Origin of the sequence: Mycetocola sp. 2940 (genome assembly GCF_040548835.1) — a bacterium.
Classification (GTDB): domain Bacteria; phylum Actinomycetota; class Actinomycetes; order Actinomycetales; family Microbacteriaceae; genus Mycetocola_A.
The window spans coordinates 62,004-87,987 of sequence record NZ_JBEPSK010000009.1 but is presented as its reverse complement, the minus strand read 5'-3'; the positions used below and the strand labels follow the sequence as shown (position 1 = coordinate 87,987).

The 25,984-nt window shown below is 67.3% G+C and carries 23 protein-coding genes; 17 read left to right on the top strand and 6 right to left on the bottom strand.

Translation table 11 applies throughout. The features are described 5' to 3' along the window. Positions 1–62: 62 nt before the first annotated feature. Positions 63–497, top strand: coding sequence for a methyltransferase family protein (locus tag ABIE24_RS12930; RefSeq protein ID WP_354500290.1), 435 nt, complete (start codon positions 63–65; stop codon positions 495–497). Positions 498–607: 110 nt separating this feature from the next. On the opposite strand, the gene ABIE24_RS12925 is transcribed toward ABIE24_RS12930, so the two are convergent. Then, positions 608–1,576, bottom strand: coding sequence for a putative endonuclease domain-containing protein (locus ABIE24_RS12925; RefSeq protein ID WP_354500288.1), 969 nt, complete (start codon positions 1,574–1,576; stop codon positions 608–610). A 576-nt stretch (positions 1,577–2,152) separates the two neighbouring features. Between ABIE24_RS12925 and ABIE24_RS12920 the strand changes: the two genes are divergently transcribed. The 6 genes from ABIE24_RS12920 (at position 2,153) to ABIE24_RS12895 (ending at position 11,408) form a co-directional block, all read left to right on the top strand. Further along, positions 2,153–4,822 (top strand): DNA polymerase III subunit gamma and tau, encoded by a 2,670-nt coding sequence (locus ABIE24_RS12920; RefSeq protein ID WP_354500321.1) that lies wholly within the window; start codon positions 2,153–2,155, stop codon positions 4,820–4,822. 6 nt (positions 4,823–4,828) lie between these two features. Then, a complete protein-coding gene (gene recR, locus ABIE24_RS12915; RefSeq protein WP_354500287.1) occupies positions 4,829–5,428 on the top strand; it encodes a recombination mediator RecR in 600 nt (199 codons plus the stop codon). A 631-nt stretch (positions 5,429–6,059) separates the two neighbouring features. After that, the gene (locus ABIE24_RS12910; RefSeq protein WP_354500285.1) at positions 6,060–7,328 is read left to right on the top strand and encodes an aspartate kinase; all 1,269 of its coding nucleotides are present in this window, start codon (positions 6,060–6,062) and stop codon (positions 7,326–7,328) included. Between the two features lie 120 nt (positions 7,329–7,448). Continuing rightward, positions 7,449–8,507 (top strand): aspartate-semialdehyde dehydrogenase, encoded by a 1,059-nt coding sequence (locus tag ABIE24_RS12905; protein ID WP_354500283.1) that lies wholly within the window; start codon positions 7,449–7,451, stop codon positions 8,505–8,507. Positions 8,508–8,577: 70 nt separating this feature from the next. Further along, on the top strand, positions 8,578–10,218 hold the full coding sequence (locus tag ABIE24_RS12900; protein ID WP_354500281.1) for a sensor histidine kinase: 1,641 nt from the start codon (positions 8,578–8,580) through the stop codon (positions 10,216–10,218). Positions 10,219–10,220: 2 nt separating this feature from the next. Next, positions 10,221–11,408: a GGDEF domain-containing protein gene (locus ABIE24_RS12895; protein WP_354500279.1), complete on the top strand. Its 1,188-nt coding sequence runs from the start codon at positions 10,221–10,223 to the stop codon at positions 11,406–11,408. Between the two features lie 13 nt (positions 11,409–11,421). Here ABIE24_RS12895 and ABIE24_RS12890 read toward each other — a convergent pair whose 3' ends face one another. Next, on the bottom strand, positions 11,422–12,033 hold the full coding sequence (locus ABIE24_RS12890) for a MerR family transcriptional regulator (RefSeq protein ID WP_354500277.1): 612 nt from the start codon (positions 12,031–12,033) through the stop codon (positions 11,422–11,424). Positions 12,034–12,104: 71 nt separating this feature from the next. Here ABIE24_RS12890 and ABIE24_RS12885 point away from each other — a divergent pair, with 71 nt between their 5' ends. Beyond that, a complete protein-coding gene (locus tag ABIE24_RS12885; protein WP_354500275.1) occupies positions 12,105–12,521 on the top strand; it encodes a hypothetical protein in 417 nt (138 codons plus the stop codon). Between the two features lie 110 nt (positions 12,522–12,631). Here the strand turns inward: ABIE24_RS12885 and ABIE24_RS12880 are convergent, their stop codons facing one another. Then, entirely contained in the window at positions 12,632–13,483 is an 852-nt protein-coding gene (locus ABIE24_RS12880) for an endonuclease domain-containing protein (protein WP_354500274.1), read from the bottom strand. Positions 13,484–13,727: 244 nt separating this feature from the next. Between ABIE24_RS12880 and ABIE24_RS12875 the strand changes: the two genes are divergently transcribed. From ABIE24_RS12875 to ABIE24_RS12850, 6 genes are all read left to right on the top strand, one after another. Further along, a complete protein-coding gene (locus tag ABIE24_RS12875; protein ID WP_354500272.1) occupies positions 13,728–15,206 on the top strand; it encodes a malate:quinone oxidoreductase in 1,479 nt (492 codons plus the stop codon). 211 nt (positions 15,207–15,417) lie between these two features. After that, positions 15,418–16,683 (top strand): glycosyltransferase family 4 protein, encoded by a 1,266-nt coding sequence (locus ABIE24_RS12870; RefSeq protein WP_354500270.1) that lies wholly within the window; start codon positions 15,418–15,420, stop codon positions 16,681–16,683. 19 nt (positions 16,684–16,702) lie between these two features. Beyond that, the gene (locus tag ABIE24_RS12865; RefSeq protein WP_354500269.1) at positions 16,703–17,317 is read left to right on the top strand and encodes a thymidine kinase; all 615 of its coding nucleotides are present in this window, start codon (positions 16,703–16,705) and stop codon (positions 17,315–17,317) included. 236 nt (positions 17,318–17,553) lie between these two features. Next, positions 17,554–17,844: a hypothetical protein gene (locus tag ABIE24_RS12860; RefSeq protein WP_354500267.1), complete on the top strand. Its 291-nt coding sequence runs from the start codon at positions 17,554–17,556 to the stop codon at positions 17,842–17,844. A gap of 126 nt (positions 17,845–17,970) precedes the next feature. Beyond that, positions 17,971–18,987, top strand: a complete 1,017-nt coding sequence (locus ABIE24_RS12855; RefSeq protein ID WP_354500265.1) for a diacylglycerol/lipid kinase family protein — start codon at positions 17,971–17,973, stop codon at positions 18,985–18,987. Between the two features lie 124 nt (positions 18,988–19,111). Beyond that, complete coding sequence (locus tag ABIE24_RS12850; protein ID WP_354500264.1) at positions 19,112–20,023, top strand: alpha/beta fold hydrolase; 912 nt, start codon at positions 19,112–19,114, stop codon at positions 20,021–20,023. A 15-nt stretch (positions 20,024–20,038) separates the two neighbouring features. Here the strand turns inward: ABIE24_RS12850 and ABIE24_RS12845 are convergent, their stop codons facing one another. The 3 genes from ABIE24_RS12845 to ABIE24_RS12835 all read right to left on the bottom strand — a co-directional run bounded on the left by ABIE24_RS12845 (position 20,039) and on the right by ABIE24_RS12835 (position 22,933). Continuing rightward, complete coding sequence (locus ABIE24_RS12845) at positions 20,039–20,506, bottom strand: VOC family protein (protein WP_354500263.1); 468 nt, start codon at positions 20,504–20,506, stop codon at positions 20,039–20,041. Positions 20,507–20,612: 106 nt separating this feature from the next. After that, entirely contained in the window at positions 20,613–21,323 is a 711-nt protein-coding gene (locus ABIE24_RS12840) for a response regulator (protein ID WP_354500262.1), read from the bottom strand. Beyond that, positions 21,320–22,933, bottom strand: a complete 1,614-nt coding sequence (locus ABIE24_RS12835) for a sensor histidine kinase (protein WP_354500260.1) — start codon at positions 22,931–22,933, stop codon at positions 21,320–21,322. The genes ABIE24_RS12840 and ABIE24_RS12835 overlap by 4 nt, the downstream gene beginning before the upstream one ends. A gap of 123 nt (positions 22,934–23,056) precedes the next feature. Between ABIE24_RS12835 and ABIE24_RS12830 the strand changes: the two genes are divergently transcribed. From ABIE24_RS12830 to ABIE24_RS12820, 3 genes are all read left to right on the top strand, one after another. Further along, the gene (locus ABIE24_RS12830; RefSeq protein WP_354500258.1) at positions 23,057–24,418 is read left to right on the top strand and encodes a cation:dicarboxylate symporter family transporter; all 1,362 of its coding nucleotides are present in this window, start codon (positions 23,057–23,059) and stop codon (positions 24,416–24,418) included. 247 nt (positions 24,419–24,665) lie between these two features. After that, on the top strand, positions 24,666–25,223 hold the full coding sequence (locus ABIE24_RS12825) for a histidine phosphatase family protein (RefSeq protein WP_354500257.1): 558 nt from the start codon (positions 24,666–24,668) through the stop codon (positions 25,221–25,223). 55 nt (positions 25,224–25,278) lie between these two features. Next, positions 25,279–25,968 carry a GntR family transcriptional regulator gene (locus tag ABIE24_RS12820; protein WP_354500256.1) on the top strand — a complete coding sequence of 230 codons (690 nt, stop codon included), beginning with the start codon at positions 25,279–25,281 and terminating at the stop codon, positions 25,966–25,968. The last annotated feature ends 16 nt before the right edge of the window (positions 25,969–25,984 follow it).

The window sequence follows — 25,984 nt, the reverse complement described above, 5'->3', positions numbered from 1 at the left end:
GGGGTGATCGCGCGTTTTCCGGGTGCGGCGTACCGTGGGAGTGGAGCGTCGGGAGGCGTGCGATGGGTGATGGCTCGGGAAGGCGGTGGCTGAGCAATGTGCCCATCCCGGAGCAGCATGTCGTGCCGCTCGTTGTCGCGGCGGTGGCCGAGCAGGTCGTGAGGCTCCGGCTGCCTCGGCTGCGCGTTGTGGGTGCTCTGCTTCTGATCGTTGGCGCTGTTCTGGCGGGGTGGGCGTGGCGCGAGGCGCGGCATGTGCTGCTCGCCGACCCGGACCGGCTGGTCACAACGGGCCCGTACGCGAGGTGGCGGCATCCGATGTACCGGGCGTGGGCGCTCGGGCACCTCGGCCTGGCGCTGTTCGCCCGTTCAGGCTGGGCGCTCGCGGGGTGGCTGCCGGCCGTCCTGGCCGTGCGCCGTGAGGTCGAGGCGGAGGAGGCCGCATTGCGCCGGCGATTCGCGGCATACGACCGGTATGCGGAGGAGGTGCCGCGCTGAGCTTCGTCCCCGCACGTGTCAGGAAGATGGATTGCGCGGCACGCCGCGTGGCGTGGAAACCGCGCGGCGTGTCGGCGAATGCGTTCGATGTGGGAGGAGCGGGGGGCGCGTCACCCGCCCCCCAGCGGGCCTCGGTGTTCGCGAAGGATGCGGGCATCGGCTAGTTGCTGCAGAAGCGCGGCCACAACCAATGGCCAGTCGTCGCCGAGGTGTTCGCTCCCGAGCCGAACCGTGGGAACCCCCAGAGCCATGGCGGTGAGGGTCCGTGCCCGGTCGGTCGCTCGTTGTGCCCGGGTCGAGTGGAACTGGTCCCCGTCAGCTTCGACCGCGACGAGGTCCTCGACCAGCATGTCGACCCAGCCCACGCCGGGAATGTATACCTGCAACTCAACATCCAGGCCCAGGCGCTGCAACCGGAACCGAACGCGCGATTCGTTGCCCGAGCCGGCGCGAGCATCCTTCCAGCGGTCGAGATAGCGGATGCGTTCCGGCAGGGTGCTCAGGATGCGTGGCCAGTCGGCATGCGAAATGGCATGCTCGTGCAACGCCGAGTCAATGCACGCCAGTGCTTGCTCTTCGCTCTGGCAAAGGATGGCCTGCGCGAGGGCGTCGTGGGGGGAGACGATCCAATCCAGACTGCGCTCCGGGAAGTCCTGCCTTCTCCAACGAAGCGTCGGCATACCGGGTTCGCAGGGCCGGATTTCGAGCTTGCTCGCTTTCGCGGCGGGAACACCCGGGTGGGCGACGACGCGGACGTTGGCGACCGGCCGCGTTGCTGCGAGGTCGGGGTGAGAGCTCGGACGCGCGTGCAAGTGGAGGGCGTTGCCGTCTCCGGACCACACGCCCCAGCGCCGGAGCGCACTGACACAGCCGATCTTCGCGCCGGCCTCCACCGCCCGCCGCTGATCAGCGTCGGCGAGTGAACTCACGATCCAGCCGCGTTTGAGTTCCGTCAGCAAGCCGGATGCCACCGCGCTGCGAATCTGCGTCGTTGTCAGCCCACGTTCGACCAGAGTGCGGCGCCTCGCGACCTGGCCGACGTCGTTCATGACCCGTGAGACCAGTCGTGAATCAGTCATCGTGCCATCGTTTGCCGAACCGCGGTCTCGCGGGGTGGCATCCGTTTTTCTGTGGATACGGATGCTCGCGCGGTCGCCCTGTGCAGGGCGGGGCTCGGGCGGATGGATTGCCCGGCGCGCCGCTCTGCTGCGGCGGGTGCCCGCGCGTCGCCGGTTCCGTCCGTGTGGCAGCGGCGGGAGGGGGCGTCGGTGCCACGGAGGGCGACGTATGGGACTGGATGCCACGGCGGCGGGGTTCGGGCGGATGAATTGCCCGGCGCGCCGCTCTGCTGCGGCGGGTGCCCGCGTGTCGCCGGTTCCGTCCGTGTGGCAGCGGCGGGAGGGGGCGCCGGGTGCCACGGAGGGCGACGTATGGGACTGGGTGCCACGGCGGCGGGGTTCGGGCGGATGGATTGCCCGGCGCGCCGCTCTGCTGCGGCGGGTGCCCGCGTGTCGCCGGTTCCGTCCGTGTGGCAGCGGCGGGAGGGGGCGCCGGGTGCCACGGCGGCTGCCCTGCCCGACGCCCGGACTCTGGGCGACATCAACAGGGTGCCGGGGACCAGCCTCAGTGTCAGCGGCGGCGACTACGATGAGGGAGTGGTTACCGCCCTGTATCGCCGTTACCGGCCAGAGTCCTTTGCCGAGCTGATCGGTCAGTCTCAGGTGACCGATCCGCTGATGACGGCCCTGCGCACCAACCGCGTCAACCACGCCTACCTGTTCAGCGGACCCCGCGGCTGCGGAAAGACCACCTCGGCCCGCATCCTCGCCCGCTGCCTCAACTGCGTCGAGGGCCCTACCGACACCCCCTGCGGTGTCTGCCCCAGCTGCGTCGAACTCAGCCGTGACGGCGGAGGATCCCTCGACGTCGTCGAGATCGACGCCGCCAGCCACAACGGTGTCGACGATGCCCGCGACCTCCGCGAACGGGCAATCTTCGCCCCGGCACGTGACCGCTACAAGATCTTCATCCTCGACGAGGCCCACATGGTCACGCCGCAGGGCTTCAACGCGCTGCTCAAGATCGTCGAAGAGCCGCCGGAGCACATCAAGTTCATCTTCGCGACCACCGAACCCGACAAGGTCATCGGCACCATCCGGTCGCGCACGCATCACTACCCGTTCCGGCTGATCCCGCCCGCCCAGATGCTCGACTACGTGCAGACCCTGTGCGAGTCCGAGAAGGTCCAGGTCGAGCCCGGCGTGCTGCCGCTCGTCGTCCGCGCCGGCGGCGGGTCCGCCCGCGACACCCTGTCGCTCCTCGACCAGCTCATGGCCGGTTCCGAAGGCGACACCGTCGACTACGAACGCGCCGTCGCCCTGCTCGGCTACACCCACTCGGCGCTTCTCGACGAGGTCGTCGACGCGCTCTCGTCACGGGATGCCGGCGCCGCCTTCTCCGCGGTCGATCGCGTCATCCAGACCGGCCAGGATCCTCGCCGCTTCGTCGACGATCTCCTCGAACGGCTCCGCGACCTCATCGTCGTCGGAGCAACCGGGGGAGACGCGGCATCCGTTCTGCGCGGCATCCCGCAAGACGAACTCGACCACATGGCCGTGCAGGCGACGGCCTTCGGTCAGGCCGAGCTCAGCCGTACCGCCGACATCGTCAACACCGCCCTCAGCGAGATGACCGGCGCGACCTCTCCCCGCCTGCACCTCGAGCTCATGGTGGCGCGCGTTCTCGTGCCGTCCATGGACGACACCGCCCGCGGCGCGCTCGCCCGGGTCGAGCGGCTCGAGCGCCGGGTCGGCATGTCCGACACCGCGTCCACGACGGATGCCGCCCCGGTGGCGTCCGCCCAGCGATCGTTCGATGAACCTGTTGCCGCCGTGGCCCGGACGGCTCCGCCCGCTCAGCCTGCCGCGCCGCCTGCACCCGCCCCGGCGCCTGCCGCACCGCCTGCGCCGCCTGCGCCGCCTGCGCCGGCCGCCCGCCCCCCGGTCACCGTGAAGCCCGTCGGACCGGTCACCCTGCAGCAACTCCGCGACTCCTGGACCGAGATTCTCGACCGGGTGGCGGCGACCAAGCGGTCCGCCTGGCTGGTGGCGCAGACGGCATCCGTTCGCGGGTTCAGCGATGACGCCGTGCTGCGCCTGAGCTTCCCGAGCGCGAAAGACGTCGAAGACTTCAAGCACCTCAACGCCGGCGACGGCGTCAGCACGATCGTGCGCCAGGCGATCCTCGATGTGCTCGGCGTCACCGTCAAGTTCATCGCGCACGTCGACGTGCCCGGCGAAGCGGATGCCGTCAGCCGCGACACCACGCCCGCTGCGCCCCCGCCGGGTGGGGGAGCGCCGTCAGCCCGATCGTCCTCGCCTGTGGCCGCGAATTCGTCTGCCGTCGGTCCGGCCGGTGGCGGGGCGGGGCACCCCACTGCGTCGTCCGGAGTTTCGGGCGGTGCCGCCAAATCAGTGCCCTCGGGCCCCAGCGCTTCGAGAGGGAACAGCACGCCGCAGGCCGCTGCCTCGCCCGCACGAGCACCGGCTGCGACGCAGGCGCCTGCAGCTCCGGTTAGGGACGGGTCACGCGGCGCGACAACCGCGTCGCTCGCGAGTGCGTCCACCTCGCCGCGCGCGACAACAGCGACCGCAGAAGCTCCAGCCGCAGGTGGCTGGCACGTCGTCGCGATCCCGACATCGGACCCGACGGCGCCAGCCATCGATTCGGCACCACAGGCTCCGGCAGCCGCAGGCTCTCCCGCGACGCCGAGCGGTGCTGCAGCATCGCCGGCCCGACCACTGTCCGACGCGACGCCGCCCGACGACTTCGACGCGCCCCCGCCCGACGACGAGCCGCCGTACCCCGACGCGCCATACCCTGACCCGCAGGGCGACCCGGGTTACCGTGAGCCGGTCGCGATCGGCGACGTCCCCACTGTCATTCCCCCCGGACGTTTCGCGCCCCCGCCCACCATGGCGCCGGATGCCGGCTGGGCGCCGTCCGCACCCGCGAACGGCTCCGCGGGCGCTGCCGCGTCACGCAACTCTGTCCCTGAAGCACCGGATGCGATCAGCCTCGCCCGGCAGGCCGTCTCCGGTGCCTCCAGCAGCACCGCACCCTCAGCCCCCGCACCCGCGTCGCGACCAACCGGCGCCGCGGCATCCGTCGCAGCATCCGCCGCTGGGGACCGTCCCGCCCAGCGCCAGCCCGTGCATCCCGCGGCGAACTCGCGGTACGGCGAGTCCGTCGTGCGCGAACTTCTCGGGGCGAGCTTCATCGAGGAGCAGCCGCACACCCCGCCGACCCGATTCAACAGAGACTAGAACCGTATGTACGAAGGCATTGTTCAGGAACTGATCGACGAGTTCGGTCGCCTGCCCGGCATCGGTCCGAAGTCGGCGCAGCGGATCGCGTTCCACATTCTGCAGACCGAAACGTTCGACGTGACCCGCCTCGCCGAACTGCTCACCGAGGTGCGCGAGAAGGTGCACTTCTGCGAGATCTGCGGCAACGTCGCCGAACAGCCGACCTGCTCCATCTGCCGCGACCCGCGCCGCAGCCCGACGAGCATCTGCGTCGTCGAAGAAGCCAAGGACGTCGTCGCCATCGAGCGCACGCGCGAGTTCCGCGGGCTCTACCACGTGCTCGGCGGCGCGATCAGCCCGATCGACGGCATCGGACCCGACGACCTCCGCATCCGCCAGCTGATGCAGCGGCTCGCGGACGGCACCGTTCAGGAAGTCATCATCGCCACCGACCCCAACCTCGAGGGTGAGGCGACCGCGACCTACCTCAGCCGGTTGCTCACGGCTCTCGAGATCAAGGTCACCCGTCTCGCCTCGGGCCTCCCGGTCGGCGGCGACCTCGAATACGCCGACGAGGTCACCCTCGGCCGCGCCTTCGAGGGCCGCACGGTCGTCAAGCGCTGATCTGACGCGGCCCGAACGGATGCCGCCACGCGCACCTCGAGCGACGGCATCCGTCCGTTGACCCCCGCGTAGTCATCCACTTCGGGCCTGGTCATCCGGCGCGCCGGTTGTTTTCGTCCGGAACGGGTGACCAGGCCGCGATAACCGCCGCCCGCACGCCGCCCGCACGCCCACCCCGCGGATGCCGCGACGCACGCCCACCCCGCGGATGCCGTGCCGCACGCCCACCCCGCGGATGCCGTGCCGTGCGCCGCGAGCGACGGCATCCGGTCGCGACGTGCGCCGATTCACGCACTTCGGTCGCGTTCACTCGGCGCACCGGGTGTTTTCGTCCTAAGCGAGTGGACCGGCCGCGATAACCGCCGTACCCCGACCCGCCGGTCTGCCGACGGATGCCGCGACGCACGCCCCATGCGACGGCATCCGTCCGTTGACCCCCGCGTTGTCATCCACTTCGGGCCTGGTCATCCGGCGCACCGGGTGCCTTCGTCCGGAACGGGTGACCGCGCATCGCGTGGCCCCAACGAGCCCCCGAGCGACGGCATCCGTCACATATCTGCCCCGGCATGCTGGCGCGTTTAGAATGGAGAGTCGGGTCGGACCCGACCGACCCCCCACCCAGGAGTTATTCGTGAGCCTTATCGTGCAGAAGTTCGGCGGTTCATCCGTCGCAGACGCCGAAAGCATCAAGCGTGTCGCCAAGCGCGTCGTCGAATCGCACAAGGCCGGGAATGAGGTCGTCGTCGTCGTGTCCGCCATGGGCGACACCACCGACGAGCTGCTCGACCTCGCGGCGGCCGTGTCGCCGCTTCCGCCCGAGCCGCGCGAAATGGACCTGCTGCTCTCGAGCGGCGAACGCATCTCGATGTCGCTCCTCGCGATGGCGATCAAGAACCTCGGGGTCGACTCCCGCTCGTACACGGGCCTGCAGGCGGGCATGCGCACCGACAAGCACTACGGGTCCGCGCGCATCATCGACGTCAACCCGGTGCGCGTGCGCAAAGCCCTCGACGTCGGCGCGATCGTCATCGTCGCCGGTTTCCAGGGCTTCAACGACGAGACCGAAGACATCACGACGCTCGGCCGCGGCGGGTCAGACACGACGGCCGTCGCCCTCGCGGCTGCCCTCAACGCCGACGTATGCGAGATCTACACGGATGTCGACGGTATCTACACGTCTGACCCTCGCATCGTTCCCCGCGCACGAAAGATCGACACGATCACGAGTGAAGAGATGCTCGAACTCGCGGCGAACGGCGCCAAGGTCCTCTATATTCGCGCAGTGGAATACGCTCGCCGACACGGCGTAACACTACACGTGCGCTCATCGTTCAACAACAACGAGGGAACCCTCGTCTACAACCCGAAAGAGGGCGAACAGATGGAACACCCCATCGTCACCGGTGTCGCAACCGACCTCACCGAGGCCAAGATCACCGTCGTCGGCGTGCCCGACGTCCCGGGCAAGGCCGCCCAGATCTTCAAGATCATCGCGTCCACCGACGCCAACGTCGACATCATCGTGCAGAACGTCTCCGCAGCCGCCACCGGCCGCACCGACATCTCCTTCACCTTGCCGCAGGACGAGGCCCACAAGGTCCTGACGGCACTGCTCGACCAGCGCGAAGAGGTCGGGTACGAGTCGCTCCAGCACGACGACCAGATCGGCAAGCTCGTTCTCGTCGGCGCCGGGATGAAGGCGAACACCGGCGTTTCGGCCCGGCTGTTCGAAGCGCTGCACCTGGCGGGCATCAACATCGAGATGATCTCCACCAGTGAGATCCGCATCTCGGTCATCACCCGCGCCGACAACGTGAAGGAAGCCGCTCGCGTCGTCCACGCCGCGTTCGGCCTCGACGCCGACGAAGAAGCTGTGGTCCACGGCGGCACCGGCCGCTGAGCCCCGTACGCAACCGCGGAGATTCTCCGCAGTACCACCCCGAATCGCCGTTCACGCCGCGGTTTGGGAGAATTATCCGAACTTAGGCGCGGATCCCCCGCGCGGCACAGGAGAAACAACATGAGCAACGGAGTCCACCTCGGCATCGTCGGAGCCACCGGCCAGGTCGGCGCGGTCATGCGCACCCTGCTGGAGCAGCGCGAGTTCCCGGTTGCGAGCATCCGTTTCTTCGCGTCCGCGCGTTCGGCCGGCAGCACCCTGACCTTCCGCGGCGAAGAGATCGTCGTCGAGGATGCCGCGACGGCCGACCCGACCGGGCTCGACATCGCCCTGTTCTCGGCCGGGGCCACCAGCAGCCGCGAGCAGGCCGAGCGGTTTGCCGCGGCGGGCGCCACCGTCATCGACAACTCCAGCGCCTGGCGGATGGACCCCGACGTTCCCCTCGTCGTGTCCGAGGTCAACCCGCACGCCATCGACGAGGCGAAGAAGGGCATCATCGCCAACCCGAACTGCACCACGATGGCAGCGATGCCGGTGCTCAAGGTGCTGCACGCAGAGGCGGGCCTCGAACGCCTCATCGTCAGCACCTACCAGGCCGTCTCGGGTTCCGGGCTCGCCGGGGCGCGTGAGCTCGCCACCCAGGTTCGGGTAGCCGTCGAAGACGGAAATCTCCTCCAGCTCGTCCACGACGGCCAGGCTGTCCGCATGCCCGAGCCGGTTATCTACAAGCGCCCGATCGCGTTCGACGTGGTCCCGCTCGCCGGTTCGATCGTCGACGACGGCCTGAACGAGACCGACGAAGAGAAGAAGCTCCGCAACGAGAGCCGCAAGATCCTCGAGCTCCCCGACCTGCTGGTCTCGGGCACCTGCGTGCGCGTCCCGGTGTTCACCGGCCACTCGCTGTCGATCAACGTCGAGTTCGCCCGCCAGATCACGCCGGAGCGGGCCACCGAACTGCTGGCGGATGCCCCCGGCGTCGCGCTCGCCGACATCCCGACGCCGCTGGAAGCAGCGGGCAATGATCCCTCCTTCGTCGGACGGATCCGCGCCGACCAGAGCGCCCCCGCCGGCAAGGGACTCGCGCTTTTCATCTCGAATGACAACCTGCGCAAGGGAGCTGCCCTCAACGCGGTGCAGATCGCTGAACTCGTGGCTGCACGACTCACCGCCACGGTCTAGCGCTCCGCCACGTGCGAGCCGAGACGCCGGTGTGGCGAGAATCGCTGACGAGCATTGCTAGTGTCAGCACATGAGCAGTTCCTCGGCCTCGCCGGTGAAATCGCACGGGCGGCGGGAACGCCTGGAGCGTTCGGTCTTCCTGTGGCAGCTGCTGCTCGCCGTCGGGGTGCTCATCCTCATCTGCATCCTGCTCGTCATCGACATCGACTTGTCCAGCGAGCCTCTGCTGCTCGTCGGCGTCGCCGTCATCTTCCTGGCGACGATGGCGGCATCCGCGGTGCCCTGGCGCAAGTTCCCCCGGCGGGCGACGATGATCCTCCCGGTGCTGGACATCATCGGTATCGGGCTGATCGAAGCCGGTGAGCCATCTCTCGGCGCGGCGCTCTTCCTCGTCTTCCCGGTGATCTGGCTGGCGACCTATTACGGACTGTTCGGCGCCATCCTCGGACCGACGTTTTCCTCCCTCGTCGTCGGGCTGAATTGGCTGATCAACACAACGAACGCCGTCGATACCCCCACGCTGCTGGTTCTCGGGATCGTGTTCGCGTTCGTGTCGACGGCCAGCTACCTCGGCACGCAGAAAAACCTCGCCCAGCGTCGCCTGCTTCGCCAGCAGGCCATGCTGCTCGAGGAAGCCTTCGACCGCACCCGCCGCCAGGAACGCACCCTGGACGAGGTGATCAACGCCGTCACGTTCGGTGTCGTCGCGTACGACCGGTCGGCCCGGCCGACCATGGTCAACCGGGCACATCGGGAGCGGCTGCGCCAGTTCGGCTTCGATGAGAGCGAGATTGTTCCGGAAGTGGTCTATCGCGAAGACCGCGTGACGCCCTTCCTTGAAGACGAACGCCCCCACAAGCGACTTGCCCGCGGTGAATCCTTCGACGATGTGGTCATGTGGTACGGCGACCCGGGCGGGTACCGGATGGCGCTCGCCGTCACGGGGCGGCCACTGTCGAACGCGGCCGGGCAGCAGGACGGCTCGGTCTGGGTGTCCCGCGACATCACAGCGGAGCTCGAGGCGATCGGCGCCCGCGACGACCTCGTCGTTTCGGTGTCGCACGAGTTGCGCACGCCGCTGACCTCCATTCTCGGCTACCTCGAACTCGTGCTCGACGGCGACGACCTCGGCGAAGAGAGTCGCACGCACATTGAGGTGGCCCTCAAGAATGCGGACCGCCTGCTCTCCCTGGTCTCCGACTTGCTGGTGGCGTCCCACGATGACCAGGTCGGCTTCCTGCTGAACTTCGCCCCGACCGATCTGGCCGTGATCGCGAAGCAGTCCATCCAGGCGCTCAAACCGGTCGCGGAGGAGCGCAAGATCTCGCTGCTCCTGACGACGATCGGCGACCCGGTGGTCTACGCAGACGAGTTCCGCGTGCGACAGGTCATCGACAATCTGCTCTCCAACGCCGTCAAGTACAACAACACCGGCGGACGGGTCAGCATCGCGGTCATCGGTGATTTCCACGAGGTCGAGATCTTCGTCTCTGACACGGGCCGCGGAATGACCGAAGAGGAACAGAAGAACCTGTTCGAACGGTTCTACCGCGCCGAGTCGGTGCGCAACACCACCATTCACGGCACCGGACTGGGCCTCAGCATCAGCCGAGAGATCGCCCGCGCCCACGGTGGCGACGTCCGGATGTCCGCCAGCAGCCCCAGCGGGACGACCATGGTCGTCACCATTCCGCGCGAAAACGAGGACTAAGCATGATCACAGCCGCAGGCAACGGGGCATCCCTGCTCGACCTTCAGACCCTGCTCATTGCGAGCGGGATGGTGGTGGCGATCTGTGGGGTCTCCTTCGTGATCAACACCGTGTTCGGACGCAACGACCCGTCCGGACGCCTCTGGAGCGCTGCCTTCATCGCCGGCATACTCACCACGATCTCTTTCGCGATCTGGGGCGCTGAGTCGTCGGCATGGTGGGCCATCGCGGTCGGCAACGCCTCGCTGGTGCTCGCGATGGGATGCGTCTGGGCCGGCGCGCGGCTCTTCAACGGCCGTACATCGCGATTCGCGTTCGTTCTCGGCGGCTCCGCTCTGGCTGCCCTGGCTGTCGTCATCGAGGGTCCCGGTGGTGGTGACTGGGCCGGCGGATTCGTCTTCCTCTCGGGTGTCGCTGTGTTCTCCGTCCTCGCCGGCGCCGAGGCGCTCCGGGGTCGGATGCGACGCAACCTCAACGGGCGCATCCTCGCGATGCTCATGCTGACAGTCGGCGCCTACTACGGGGCTCGAGCGGTCGTCTTCCTCGTTGCGACCCCAGACAGCAGTATCTTCCAGGAGGCATTCGGCACCGAGGTGACGACCTTCTTCACGATCCTCTTCGTGATCGTGGCGTCGTCGTCGATGTCGATCCTCAGAGTGGAACGTTCGGGCAACCGTGGTTCCCGGCCGCTGGAGTACGGAAACTGGCACGGTACCCTCCCGGATGCTCTGTTCTCGTCGCCTGCCGCGGACCGCATTCGCCGCGCCAATCGGCACGGGGAGCGCGTCGCCTTCCTGGGCGCCGAGATCGACAACATGGCAGACATCAACATCGCGTTCGGCCGAGCATTCGGCGACGACGCTATCGAGGCGTTCAGTTCCATCCTGCAGGACCACCTGCCGACGACAGCGATCATCGGGCGCCGGGCAGGCGCCCAGTTCGCCTGCCTCGTGATGGCCGATGACCTGGAGCAGGCGCACGACATCGTGGAGCGGGTGCGCATCGCGCTCGTGGACGAGCCGGTCGACACCTCGACCGGGATTCGGCTCAGCGTCAGCTGGGGTGTCGTGCTGGTCGAGCAGGACGAGCCGGACATCGCTGCCCTGACAGCCGAGGTGCGCCACCTGGTGAAGTCGGCTCAAGAGGCCGGCGGCAACCGCATCGAGGGGCGTTCGGCCACCGCTCGGTAGCCGGCATCCGCACTCAGCCGGGTGGGCCGAGGCGTTTGGCGGCGATGTCCTGGTGTGCCAGCCGGCGCATCGCGAGGATCACTGGCTCATAGAGGGCCGTGCCGAGGACGGCGTATTCGATCGGGCTGAGCTCGCTGCCCTCCATGCGTTGGAGGTCGAACTCCGCGATGCCACGGATTTGCTGCGCGTAGACCTGAAGTCGCTCGTCGGTCATCCCCATGCCCGCTTCCTCCGTCGCCTCAAGGGCGTGTTCCAACTGGGCGGTGGCTGCGTAACCCGGGTCGTAGATCTGGCCGATGCGCTCGAGCAGCGCGCGCGCCCGCGGGTATTCCGGCTCTGAGTCGCTTCGATAGGGCGGCAGGCTGGCGACCGCCTGCCCAAGGGCGGAGAACAGGTCGCCCCCGGGGTCGTCGATGAGCCCGAGGATCACCTTGACCTTCTGGAGGGGCAGGCCCGCCGCGGAGGTCAGGGCCTTGATCACCTGCAGGCGGTGCACGTGGTCTTCGGTGTAACGCGCCTGCGTCGCCCCGGTGAGGATGCCGGGTTGCAGCAACCCTTCACGGAGGTAGTACTTGACCGTGGCCAGCGGTACGCCGGTTCGCTCGGCCAGAGCGGAGATTCTCACGAGACCCCTTGTATTGGATAGTGTTGGTATCCAATACTGGATACCAACACTATCCAACCACAGGAGCCCGAATGAACGCACCCAATCTCATCACCGCCGGAATCGTCCTCCTGACCGTGGTCGCCATCGAGTCCGGAGGCCTTTTTCTCCTCAAGGTCGTGCGCGGCAAGCAGCCGGCCAATGCGCTGCAGACCAGCTTCTTCAGGGCCGGGCATGCGCACGCGGGGGTCCTGGTCATCCTCGGGCTGGTGACGCTGCTCCTCGTCGACGGCAGCGGTGCCGCGGGTGCGGTGGTGGCCGCACCGACCCTCGTCCTGTCGGCCGCGATCCTCATGCCGGCCGGGTTCTTCCTCTCGGTGACCGGCACCGACCCGCAGAAGCCGAACGGCTTTGTGGCGTTGCTCTACGCCGGGGCCGCTGCGCTCACGGTGGGTCTCGTGCTCGGCGGAATCGGTCTCATCGGTGCGGGGGTGGCGCAGCTCGGCTAGCGGCGCTGACGGCGTGGTGCACGCTCAACAGGTCGCGGTTACCCAAAACGGTCACTTTCTCCTGCTGAACGTTCCCCGACGGTGGTTGCTCCTGCTGGAGAACATGCGCCTCAGCGGAGGAACGGACGCCCCTGGGCCAGGATCCGTCGAACCACCTCGATGCACCGGTCCATGGAGTTCATCAACTGTGGATGATCGAAACGGTGATAGCGGTAGCCGAGGAGGATCAACTCAGCATCCCGTCTGCGGTCGACGTGCATTTGTTCGAGGTCCGCATGCGAGCCGCCATCGAGTTCGATGACCAGCCAGCCGTCGATGAGTACGTCGACGTGGCCGACGCCTCGCACAAATATCTGGATCTCGACGTTCCAGCCCTCTGCCTCCGCGGCGAGGCGGAACAGTGTTTCGATCCCAGACATCGCGTTGCGCCTGCTTCGCGAAACCTCGCGTCGGAGTCGCCGCGGCAGCACATTCTGGATGTCACGCACCAGCGCATCGTCGATCAATCCCTGATACCGCGCGCTCTCGAGCGAGGCGATGGCATCCGTCGTGTCGCCGCGCACGAACGTTTGGGCGAGGGCATCCGGGACCGACACGCGCCACCGGATATCACTCGAGTTCGGAAACTGTTCGGTCACCATCATGCGGTGCTCGCCCGGAAGCAGGCGCGGCAGGCGACTCGCATGAGGTGGAGAGCATACCCACAAGCCGGAACGGCGGCCGACCCAGACTCCGTAGCTGAGGAGAGCGGACGACGCGGCCAGCTTGCCACCGCGGTTGATTGCCCGGACGGCGTCGGGGTGCGCCAACCGTGTGGCGACCCACGGGCGGCGGAGCGTCGCAATCGACCCCTCGGCCAAAGCGGACCGAACGCGGTGGGCTGGATGGCCCAGCTCAAGCAGTTGGCTACGCTGGGCGAGATGCCCGAATCGGGCCATGTCGTCGACGATGTCGCGGGTCATGCCTCAACTGTTGGCCCTTCTCGCCGCCGACGGGGCTCAACCCGCGAAGCTGCGAGTACTTCTGCCCGCCCTGTCTGGTGTGGGGGAGTCGCGGGCGGTTGACGCTCAACAGGGGAAGCATCGGCAAAATGGCCCAATCCTCCGGTTGAGCGTGAAGCGCCCCGCGAACCTCCTGTCGAGCAGCAGGCGGGCACCCCGCCCTGCGCGCGCAACACCCCGCCGCGCCGCCGCCTAAACTAGAGCCATGACCTCTTCGAGCCCGGTGGATGTCGCCCTGATCGGTGGCGGCATCATGAGCGCAACTCTCGCGTCCCTGATCAAGCAGCTCCAGCCGGACTGGACCATCGAAATCTTCGAACGCCTCGGCGACGTCGCCGAAGAGAGCTCGAACCCCTGGAACAACGCCGGCACCGGCCACGCCGCGCTCTGCGAACTCAACTACATGCCCGAGGGCAAGGATGGCTCGCTCGACCCGTCCAAGGCCATCAGCATCAACGAACAGTTCCAGCTCAGCCGCCAGTTCTGGTCGTCGCTCGTCGCCCGTGGCATCCTTCGTGATCCGTCGACGTTCATCAACCCGACGCCGCACATGACCTTCGTGCAGGGCGAGAAGAACGTGGCGTACCTGCGCGAGCGGTACAACGTGCTCAAGAAGCAGCCCCTGTTCGACGACATGGAGTACTCCGAGGACTCCCGCGTCATCCACAAGTGGGCCCCGCTGCTCATGAAGAAGCGTCTCAAGGGCGAGCCGTTCGCGGCCACCCGGGTCGCCTCGGGCACCGACGTCGACTTCGGCGCGCTGACCCACCAGCTCTTCGACGCGACGACGGATGCCGGGGCCACGCTCCGCCTCAACACCGAGGTCCGTGGACTGAAGAAGCAGAAAGACGGCACGTGGCTGATCCGCCACGTTCACCTCGTGGGCAGGACCCCCGGCCAGACCCGGGCCCGTTTCGTCTTCGTCGGTGCCGGCGGATGGGCGCTGAAACTCCTGCAGAAGTCCGGGATTCCTGAGATCAAGGGCTACGGCGTGTTCCCGATCTCGGGGCAGTTCCTGCGCACCGACAACCCCAAGATCGTCGCCGAGCACAAGGCCAAGGTCTACAGTCAGGCCGCTGTCGGTGCGCCGCCGATGTCGGTGCCGCACCTGGATACCCGGGTCGTCAATGGCGAGTCCAGCCTCCTGTTCGGCCCCTACGCCGGGTTCAGCCCGAAGTTCCTCAAGAACGGTTCAATTCTCGACATCGTGACGCAGGTGCGGCCGTCGAACCTCGTGCCGATGCTCGCCGTCGCCAAGGACAATCCCAGCCTCATCACCTACCTCGTCGGCGAGCTCCTTGCCAGCAAGTCGAAGAAGTTCCGGTCGCTCCAGGCTTTCATGCCGACCGCGAAACCCGAGGACTGGTACCTCATCACCGCCGGCCAGCGCGCCCAGGTGATGAAGAAAGACGAGAAAAAGGGCGGCGTGCTGCAGTTCGGCACCGAGGTCATCGCGGCCGGTGACGGCACCATCGCCGGTCTCCTCGGCGCGTCACCCGGTGCCTCGACGGCGGTTCCGATCATGATCGACGTGCTGAAAAAGTGCTTCCCGAGCGACTTCTCCCGATGGGAACCCCAGATCGGTGGGCTGATCCCCAGCTACGGAATGCAGCTCAACAGCAATCCGGCCCAGGCCAAAGCGGTGCTGTCGAAAACCGCCGAGGCCCTCGCCATCACCCGCTGAGCCGTCACCCCCGCCTGTTGCAGGCATCCATTACGGTGGTTGGCCAATAGCATCGGTCCCCCATTTGGGGAACCCCCGCACAGCAAAGCTTGAGCATTCCTCAAAGCTAACGGTATATTGAGCCCTGACCGGGGGGTCCGGTGGCTTGAGGGCTGGACCTTTGCGTCCCTAAACGCAACCGGCGGGGCGACACCACTCGAGGTGTCAGAGAGTGGTGGTTGCTGTGGGTGCAGCAGGTGGTGCCGGAGCGGGGTCTGCCCGGCTCAAGGTTTTGTACAGTTTTCCGGGGGCAATCGGCGGTCCGGCTTCGGGCCTCGTCGCCTGGCATCAGGTGAACCAGCTCGTGCGAAGCGGGCATGATGTCACGCTCGTCGTGGCGGGTGTCGCCCGCGCGGTTGTCGGCATCCGTTCGCTCGTCCGGTCCCTCGATGTCGTGGGGCGTTTCATTCCGGAGCGCACGATCGGTCGCGCGCGGGCGTACGCCTGGCACGACTGGCGTGCGCGCCGCGTGCTCGCCAACGGCGAGTTCGACGTCGTGCACACCTGGCCGCTGGCAGGGGCACGCACCCTGGAGTTGGCGCAGCGTCTCGGCGTCGCCGGCGTGCGTGAAGCGCCCGGCACCCACATCGCGGAGGCCTGCACCGTCGTGAGCCGTGAATACTCCCGGCTGGGGCTGGGCGTGCCGATGGTGTGGTCGAAGTTCGGCGACGGCGACCGCCTCGAGATCGAGGAACGCGAATACGCGGCGGCCACCGCCGTTCTTGCGCCATCGGATTACGTCGCTGACTCGTTCCTGTCGCGCGGTTTCGATCCTTCCCGCCTGATCAGGCACCGGTACGGCTTCGACCCGGCCGAGATCCGTGTGCCCGTGAAAATCCCGGCTCACCCGTTCACCGCCGTCTTCATCGGGCGGTGCGTGCCCCGTAAAGGGCTCCACTTCGCGCTGGAGGCGTGGCTCGCCTCACGTGCCAGCGAGACCGGACGGCTGCTTATCTACGGGACCTTCGACCCGGACTACCGCGAAGCCCTGCGCGCTTCACTGGCGCACCCGAGCGTCACCCTGTGCGGTCCGACCGAGAAACCCGGCGCTGCCTACGCCAAAGCCGACGTGCTGCTGCTGCCGAGCGTCGAAGAGGGCAGTGCCCTCGTCACCTACGAAGCGCAGGGGGCCGGGGTGATCCCACTCGTCTCGACGGCGAGCGGCGCGATGATCGACCACGGGGTGAACGGGCTCCTCCACGAGGCGGGAGACACCGCAACGCTCGCCTCCCAGATCGACCTGATCCACGACCAGGAGAAGGTGCGGCGCCTCCTCCGCACGCAGGCGCTCTATCGTGCGCAGGAGCTGACCTGGACGGCCGCCGGCGGCGCCCTCATCGAGGCGTATCGTGAGGCCCTCGACCTGTCGATGGCCGACGCTCAGGGCCGCTCATCGGAGCGGATCGGGTCGAACTGGAACGGCAGCGCCGTTTCGTAGCCCCACTAAACTTGGCGCCGTGGCAAAACTCTATTTCCGCTACGGCGCGATGAACTCCGGCAAGAGCACGGCCCTTCTCCAAGCCGCGTTCAACTATGAGGAACGCGGCCACCACGTCCTCCTCGCCAAACCGGCCGTCGACACCAAGGGCGAGTCGAACATCGAAAGCCGGCTCGGCGTGGTTCGCGCCGTCGACTTCGTCATCGAACCGGATGCCGACACCTACGCCCTCTTCCAGCATCACCGCGCGATCGCCCTCGCGAAAAACGGTGCGGATATCAGCTGCCTCCTGATCGATGAAGCCCAGTTCCTCACCGACAGTCAGGTGAACGACCTTCTCCGGATCGCGCTGCTCGAGGGAATCCCGGTGCTGGCTTACGGCATCCGGACCGACTTCCAGACGGTGGCGTTCCCGGGCAGCCGCCGTCTGCTCGAGGTGGCGCACAGCCTCGAAGAACTGAAGACGATCTGCCGCTGCGGCCGCAAAGCCCTGTTCAACGGGCGCCGGATCGGCGACCGGTTCATCTTCGCCGGCGACCAGGTCGCGATCGACGGCGTCGAGGTCACCTACGAGTCGCTCTGCGGTGTCTGCTACCTGCAGGAGTCTGCCGGCGCGCTCGGTCCGGTGCGCTGAGGGCTCGCTGCCGATTCACCCGTTCCGGACCGGAAACACCCGGTATGCCGGGTGCTTCCGACCGCACCGGGGGAAGTGACCCCTTTTGTCGGCTGAAATACAGGTTGCTCACAGTGAAAGTCAAGACCCGGGCATGGTTTAGGTCCTGAATCGGGCCCTCAATAAGCTCATCGAGGTCCGGGCAGCCGCCCGGCCATTTGTCGGAAAGTCTTCCGTCCCCTATGAAGGAGATCACTATGTCGAACGTTCCCGGCACCGCTCGCAACGAGCACACCACCACCGCCCGCCGCGTGACTGTTGAGACCAAGCCCGCTTACAAGACGACCGAGTTCTACGCGTGGATCATCGTGTCCCTCGCCATCCTCGTCGCCTCGGCCATGGTCGACAACGGCGAAGACGGCCAGGGTTTCGGTGCTGACCACGCATGGCAGTACGTCGCCTTCGTCACCGTCGCCTACATCCTCAGCCGCGGTATCGCCAAGGCTGGCACCCGCGGACGCGACCGCGACCGCGACGACCGCAACTAGATCGCGTGGCGGCCGCACGGCTGCCCCACTCGGAAGGCCGTCTCGACCCGTCGAGGCGGCTTTCCGCTTTTCAGTCGTTTACGCGTTTCACTTCACAGACGCCGGAAAGTACAGGAAGCTGAACTCATGACCGATACCACCAACCCGACCGCCTCAACCGATTCGACCGACCCCGATGCATCCCGGACCTCCGTCGCCGCGGTGATCTACAACCCCATCAAGGTGGACCTCGACGCCATCAAGGCCGTCGTCGCTACCGAGCAGGAGGCCGCCGGGTGGGGCGAGACCCTGTACTTCGAGACCTCGGTCGAGGACCCGGGCCAGGGCGTCACGAAGAAGGCCATCGAGGCCGGCGCCGACATGGTCATCGTGGCCGGAGGCGACGGCACGGTCCGCGCCGCCGCCGAGGCGATCCACGACAGCGACGCGACGCTGGCGCTGCTGCCGTCCGGCACCGGTAACCTCCTCGCCCGCAACCTCGACCTCACGCTCGACGATCTCGAGCACTCGATCCACTCCGCGTTCACCGGTAAGAATCGGGATGTCGACCTCGGGCTCATCGACATCCGTCACGGTGACGACTCGCTCACCGAACACGTCTTCCTCGTCATGGCGGGGCTGGGCCTCGACGCGAAGATGCTCGCGAACACCGACGAGGACCTCAAGGCGAAGGTCGGCTGGCTGGCCTACGTCGGTGCGATCTTCAAGGCGCTCACCGACAAGAATGAGCTGCGGGTGCGTTACCAGCTCGACAGCAAGAAGACGAAGTCGGTGCGGGCGCACACCATTATCGTCGGCAACTGCGGCTCGCTGCAGGCCAACGTGCTGCTGCTGCCGGATGCCGCCGTGGACGACGGCCAGTTCGACATCCTGATCCTCAAGCCCGAGAACCCGTTCCACTGGATGCAGATCAGCTTCAAGATCCTCTGGGAGAACGGCGTGCTCCACCGCACGAAACTCGGCCGCAAGCTGCCGACCAAGGATGTGAAGGCCCTCAACTACGTCAAGGGCACGTCCCTGACGATGCGGCTCAGCCGCGCCGAGGAGATCGAACTCGATGGAGACGGCATGGGCACGGCCCGTGCCGTGCGGATCAAGATCAAGCCGGCAGGACTCCGGGTTCGGGTGCCGCAGGACGCGTAACCCGCCGCGAGCCTGCCCGCGCTGACACCGCTTGACGTCACGTCGTCGATCTGGAAACTTCCATTAAGGGTCGGTTCGAGCAGACTCGGCCCGGGATGGTAACTCCTCACGGATGGAGCGCAGCATGGCGGGGGCGGCGGATGCAATCACGGGTCGCCGTCGCGCCCGGCTAACGCCGAAGCGCCCTGCCTCGACGCTGGCGGAGCGGTGGACAACCATTGACGGCGTCGACGTCTTCTATCGTGAGTCGCCGAATCCGCCCGACGCTCCCGTGATGATGCACCTGCACGGCTTCGGCCTCTCCGGACGCTATCTTCTGCCGACTGCGGAACGGCTGAGCTCCGAGTTCCACACCTTCGTTCCCGACCTGCCGGGGTTCGGCCGAAGCGGCAAGCCGCCTCGCGCCCTCGATGTGCCGGGACTGGCGCGCGCGGCTGTCAGGTTTCTCGACGACCGCCAGGTCGAGAAGGCCACCCTCGTCGGCAACTCGATGGGCTGCCCGGTCATCCTGGAGTTCGCCCATCGGTTCCCCGAACGCGTCGATCGGGCGGTTCTCGTGTCGCCGGCCGGCGGCGTCCACAATCAGCCGCTGCGTCGTGCCGTCGGACAGCTTGCCCGCGACGGACGGCGTGAGCCGCCCCGGATGGTGGGCGTTGCGGCGCCGGACTATCTGCGATTCGGTGTGCCGAGCACCTTCAAGATGTTCCACGCGCTCACCCAGTACCCCTCGCTCAACCGGTTGCTCGAGCTCGACATCCCGACCCTTGTCGTGCTCGGAGACCGCGATCCGCTGATGCCCGGCCCGGACCGGGTTCGGGAGATCGCGTCCCAGACCGAGAGCCAGGTACTCCTTGTGGTGATCGAGGGCGCGGCACACGCGATCAACTTCAGCCACCCGGGCGAGCTGGCCCACATCATCCGTCTCTTCATGGCTGACCGGCCGATCGTCGACGACCCGGATTCTCCCGGTTTCTCGCGGGCGCACGAGATCCACCGCGGTGTGCGGCATCCGCCCGCGAAGAGCGGGGATGCGTGAGCGGGCTGTTTCGGGTCAGGCGTTCTCGAGTTCGGCGATCACGATCTTCTTCTGCTGCATCATGACCTGAATCTGCTCAGGCCGGCGGGTCAGGTCGCCCATGTTCGCCGGGATGATCTGCCAGCTCACGCCGAACTGGTCTTTGCACCAGCCGCACTGTTCAGACTCGGGCACCTTGGAGAGCTTCGACCAGTACCGGTCGATCTCTTCCTGGTCCGCGCACGCGACGACGAACGAGATCGATTCGTTGAAGGTGAAGAGCGGTCCGCCGTCGAGGCAGACGAAATCCACGCCGTTCAACGTGAACTGCCCGTTCAGCACCTTGCCCTTCATGCCTGTGAAGTGCTCGTCCAGCGACTCGTCGGGGTACTCGTCGATCGACGTGATCCGGGAGTTCGGAAAGACGTCGACGTAGTACGCCATCGCCTCGCGCGCCTGGTCGTCGAACCACAGACAGGGCTGGATCGGTGAAAGCTCGGCCATGAGAACCTCCTCGTTCGTTTGGGTTCGCCTACGTTACGCGGATGGTGCGCCGGCGGCGACCCCCTCAGCTCGGTGACCGGGCGTCGAACTGGTACGGGCGCCCGCGCTACCGCCCGCCCAGCCGGTACTCCAGCTCCGGCCGCCCACGGGTGCCGTATCGGGACAGCCGGTCGGCGAGACCCGTGTCGGCCAGGTACTCGAGGTAGCGTCGCGCGGTGATGCGGGAGATGCTGAGCGCGCTCGCGACCTCGCTCGCTGAGAGGGCCTCCGTGGCATCCGTCAGCAGTTCGACGACGTGGTGCAGCGTCTCCTCCGAGAGCCCTTTGCTCAGCTGACTGCTGCTCGGGTTGCGGAACGCGGCGAGCGTCTGGTCGACGTCTGTCTGCGTCGTGAGCGTGCCCGAGCCCTCGAAACCGCGCCGGAAGTCGAGGTACGTGGCCAGCTTTTCCGCGAACAGCGCGAACGTGAACGGCTTGATGAGGTATTGCACGATCCCCACCGAAATGGATGCCCTCACCACCTTCATCTCTCGAACCGCGGTGATCGCGATCACGTCGACCTCCACACCGGCAGCCCGGATGCGGCGGCACAACTCCAGGCCGTGGGTGTCGGGGAGGTTCATGTCGAGGAGGATGAGGTCGATCCGCGCGTCGGACGACCCGAGCGACTGCTTGATCAGGCGCAATGCCTCGCTCCCGGTCCCGGCGACCCCGGCGACGGTGAACCCGGGCACGCGGCGCACGTAGTCGGCGTGGGCGCTCGCCGTGAGCGGCTCATCGTCGACGACGAGCACACGGATGTCAGTTTCACTGGTCACCGGATCGCCTCGCTCCGTGGCAGTTCGACCGTGAACACCGAGCCGGCACCGACCTCGATCGTTCCTCCCAGTCTCCGCACAGCCTGACTGACGAGCGCGAGCCCCAGCCCGCGCCCGTGCTCGCCGGGCTCCTTGGTCGAATAACCGCGGGTGAAGGCACGGTCGACCTCGTCGGGCGGGATCCCGGGCCCCGAGTCCGACACCTGGATCACGAACCGGCCCTCATCAAGGGCGAGGTAGACCTCCACCCACGGTTCGCCGTCCGATTCGGCGCTCGCCGCGGCATCCATCGCGTTGTCGAGAAGGTTGCCGAGGATTGTCACGAGGAGCGACGGATCGGCGTCCACATGCCCGAGCGCAGTGGGCACGTCGACCAGCAGGTTCACCCCACGCTCCCTCGCCTGGGCGGACTTGCCGAGCAGCAGAGCGGCCAGCACGGGTTCATCGATGGAGCCGAGCACCCGGTCGGCGAGTTCCTGGCTGATCGCGGTCTCGGCGCTGGCAAGTTCGAGCGCTTCGGTGGCGCGGCCGAGTTCGATGAGCGAAACGATGGTGTGCAGCCGGTTCGAGAACTCGTGGGTCTGCGAACGGAGCGCGTCTGCCATCGTCTTCGTCGACGCGAGTTCGCCGGTGAGCTGCTGCATCTCGGTTCTGTCGCGCAGGGTCGTGACGGTGCCGAAGCTCCGTGGCGGTCCGTCGTGCGGCACCGCCGGTTGCTGATTGAGCACGAGCACGCGATCGTCGGTGACGTAGATCTCATCCACAGCGGTGCGCCCACTCTCGAGCAAATCAGCCACCGGTCCGTGAATGCCGTACTCGGATGCCCGCCGCGGCGCGGCATCCGCATTCGACGCCCCAGGCGGGAGTGACAGCAGGTCGGCCGCCTGGTCGTTGTAGAGCACGATTCGGCCGTCGGTGTCGACGAGAACGAGGCCCTCGCGCACCGAGTGCAGAACCGACTCGTAGTAGGCGAACATCCGGCTCATCTCTTCGGGGCCGCGCCCCCACGTGACGCGGCGGAGGTACCGCGAGAGCAACCACGAGGCGAGCGCCCCGACGACGATCAGCGCAGCCACGATCCCGATGACGGCGGGGATCCGCTGGCCGAACGCGCCGGCGAGGTTCTCCACGGTGATGCCAACCGACACGAGCGCGACGATCTCCCCGCTGTCCGTCGTGATCGGCGCCACCGCACGCACCGACGGCCCGAGCGTGCCGGTGAAGGTTTCGGTGAACGTCTCGCCGTCGAGCGCCGGAGCGGTCGTACCGATGAAGGGTCTGCCGATCTCGTCCGGATCGCGGTGGGTGAGGCGGATGCCGTCAGTCGTCATGATCGTGACGAAGTCGACTCCGAGGGCGTCCATCAGGTCTGCCGCGTAGGGCTGCAGAGCCGCCGTCGGGTCGGGATCCTGCACCGCGTCCACGACGAACGGGTTCTTCGCGATCGACGAGGCGACGAGCGTGCTGCGGGTCGCGGCGTCCGCGTCGACCCTGGCGCGGGTGTCCAGGGCGAGTGCGGCGACGGCGATGGCTCCGATCAGCAGGATGAACGCCACCTGGAGGGCGAACAGCCGCGCAGAAATGCTCCATCGGCGCGGTTGGGAGGCCATCGCGACCTCCGCCCTGAACAGTATGAACACAAGGATGACTGTGGTGTCAGCCCACCACAGGATTGTACGCACCTCTTACCAGCGTCGACACGAAGCAGTGTCGGCCCCAACGACGGGAACATCATGGCAAAGGCGCTCAAGACCCTCCGGCGGCTGGACCGCACGCACTACCTCTACATTTTCGTGATCATCGCTGTGCTCGCCGGCATCACCGTCGGCCTGGTAGCCCCTGAGTTCGCGGTCGGGCTGAAACCGATCGGCACCGCGTTCGTGAGCCTGATCACGATGATGATCGCCCCGGTCATCTTCTGCACGATCGTGCTCGGAGTCGGGTCGATCGCCAAGGCCGCGACCGTCGGCAAGGTCGGCGGGCTCGCACTCGCCTACTTCATCGGCATGTCGACCTTCGCGCTGGCCATCGGCCTCGTCGTCGGCAACATCCTGCACCCGGGTGCGGGCCTCGACATGTCAGGCGCCAGCTATGAGGCCCCGACGGAGGAAGCGCACACGACCACCGACTTCCTCCTCGGCATCATCCCGACATCGATGCTGTCGGCCCTCACCTCCGGAAGCATCCTGCAGACCCTCTTCGTCGCCCTCCTCGTCGGCTTCGCGCTGCAGAAGATGGGCAAGACCGGCGAGCCGATCCTGACTGCGGTGAAGCAGATCCAGGTGCTCGTCTTCCGCATCCTCGCGATGATCATGTGGCTCGCCCCTGTCGGCGCGTTCGGTGCGATCGCCGCGGTTATCGGGTCCACCGGAGCCGGCGCACTCGTCGCCCTCGGCACCCTCATGATCGGCTTCTACATCACCTGCGCAATCTTCATCGTGTTCGTGCTTGGCACTCTGCTGCGGCTCGTCACCGGCGTGAACATCTTCTCGCTGATGAAGTACCTCGCCCGCGAATACCTGCTCATCGTGTCCACCTCGTCGTCCGAGACCGTTCTTCCGCGCCTCATCGCCAAGATGGAGCACCTCGGCGTGAACAAGTCCGTGGTCGGCATCACCGTTCCGACCGGGTACTCGTTCAACCTCGACGGCACCGCCATCTACCTCACCATGGCGTCGCTGTTCATCGCGTCAGCCATGGGCACGCCGCTCGAGCTCGGTGAGCAGGTCTCGCTGCTGGTGTTCATGATCATCGCGTCGAAGGGCGCGGCCGGAGTCACCGGAGCCGGGCTCGCCACCCTCGCCGGAGGCCTCCAGGCCCACCGCCCCGACCTGCTCGACGGCGTCGGCATCATCGTCGGCATCGACCGCTTCATGTCGGAAGCCCGTGCCCTCACGAACTTCACCGGAAATGCGGTGGCCACGATCCTCATCGGCACCTGGACGAAGCAGATCGACCGGGCCCGGGTCGCCGAGGTGCTGCAGGGTCGCATCCGTTTCGACGAGGCGACGATGGGCACCGGCCACGGCGAGACGGATGCCGCGACTCCCGCGGTCGAGGCGCCCCCCGCTGCCCGGGAGCTCGTCTCCCGCTGATCGAGCGGCCCTGCATAAGTGCATCGGCTCGAGGCAAGGACGGATCTGCTGATCTCGCCCTTGCCTCGGGCCGTTCAGGCCCGCGGAGTGCAGCAACTCACGGACGCCCAACAGGACCCGCACCACGAAAGTGGTGGATTTCTCCTGTTGAACGGATGCTCGGCGCAATTCCTCCTGTCGGCTGTGATGAGCCGGCGACCGGGCGAGTACAGGCATCCTTCAGGGGTACCTCGGCTACGGTGGGAGCATGACGACAATCGCCCTCGTGCGCCACGGTGAGACTGAGTGGAATCTTCGTCGACGCCTGCAGGGCCGTGCCGACATTCCGCTGAACGAGACCGGTGTGGAGCAGGCGCGGGCGCTCGCCGCCCAGTTCTCCCCGGACGACTGGTCGCTCGTATTCAGTTCGCCACTGTCCCGGGCCACGGCGACGGCCCTGGCAATCAGTGAAGGCGCGGGCATCCCCTTCGCCGGCACGGTCGACGCCCTGATCGAGCGCAGCTTCGGACAGGCCGACGGCGCCACCGCCGAAGACATCGCCGAGAAGTGGGCCGACCGCGAATTCCCCGATGCCGAACCCGTCGAAGACGTCCGCAGCCGCGGCGCCGCCGTCGTCGAAGAACTCAACGCCCAGCACCCGGGCAACCTCATCCTCGTCTCGCACGGAGCGTTCATCCGGGCGGCCGTGTTCGCGCTCACCGGAGAGAACATTCCCGGACTCGCCAACGCCACCATGGTGCAGCTGTCCCCAGCGGATGCCGGCGGCTGGCAGATCCTGCCCGCTCCGGTTTCGGTCGCCGGCTGAGCCACCCCACGGCCAGCCGCTCGCCGCCGGCGGTCGGGGGAACTAAGGTATGTGCATGGCTATAGGATCTTCTATCCGTGCCGTGGCGTCGCGCCAGGTGCTCGCCGACCACGTTTACGACGAACTCATGGTTGCGCTCGTCGACGGTCGGCTCGAAGCCGACGAACCCCTCAACATCGACGCCCTCGCCCGGAGCATGGAGATCTCGCAGACCCCCATCCGCGAGGCGCTCGCGCGGCTGGAGTCCACGGGTCTCGTCGTCCGCGCGGCCCTGAAGGGCTATCGCGTTGCACCCCTGTTCTCGATCGAGGAGGTGCGCGAGCTCATGGATGCGCGCGCCCTGCTCGAACCCGAAAACGCGTTCCGGGCCTGTGCCGCACATTCAGAGTCACTCATCACCGAGCTCGCGCAGTCGATCGACGACCTCCGGAACTCCCCGCGCGATCCCGGCACCGGCACCATCAAGCCGTACTGGGAAGCAGACGAACGCTTCCACCGCCTCATCGCCGAGGGTGCCGAGAACCGCTTCCTGCTCTCCGCCTACACAGCACTCGGAGGGCACGTGCAGCGCTTCCGCCTCTTCGGCGGGCTGGGCGTGAGCGACGCCGACCACGCGATCGCGGAGCACGCCACCATCCTGGATGCCTTCACCGCGGGGGATGCCGCCGGCGCGCGCCAGCAGATGGCCGCGCACATCGAGGGCGTCAAGCAGCGCGCGATCGCGGACAAGACCCAGCTCCGCTAGCAGGGCTGACGCCGCC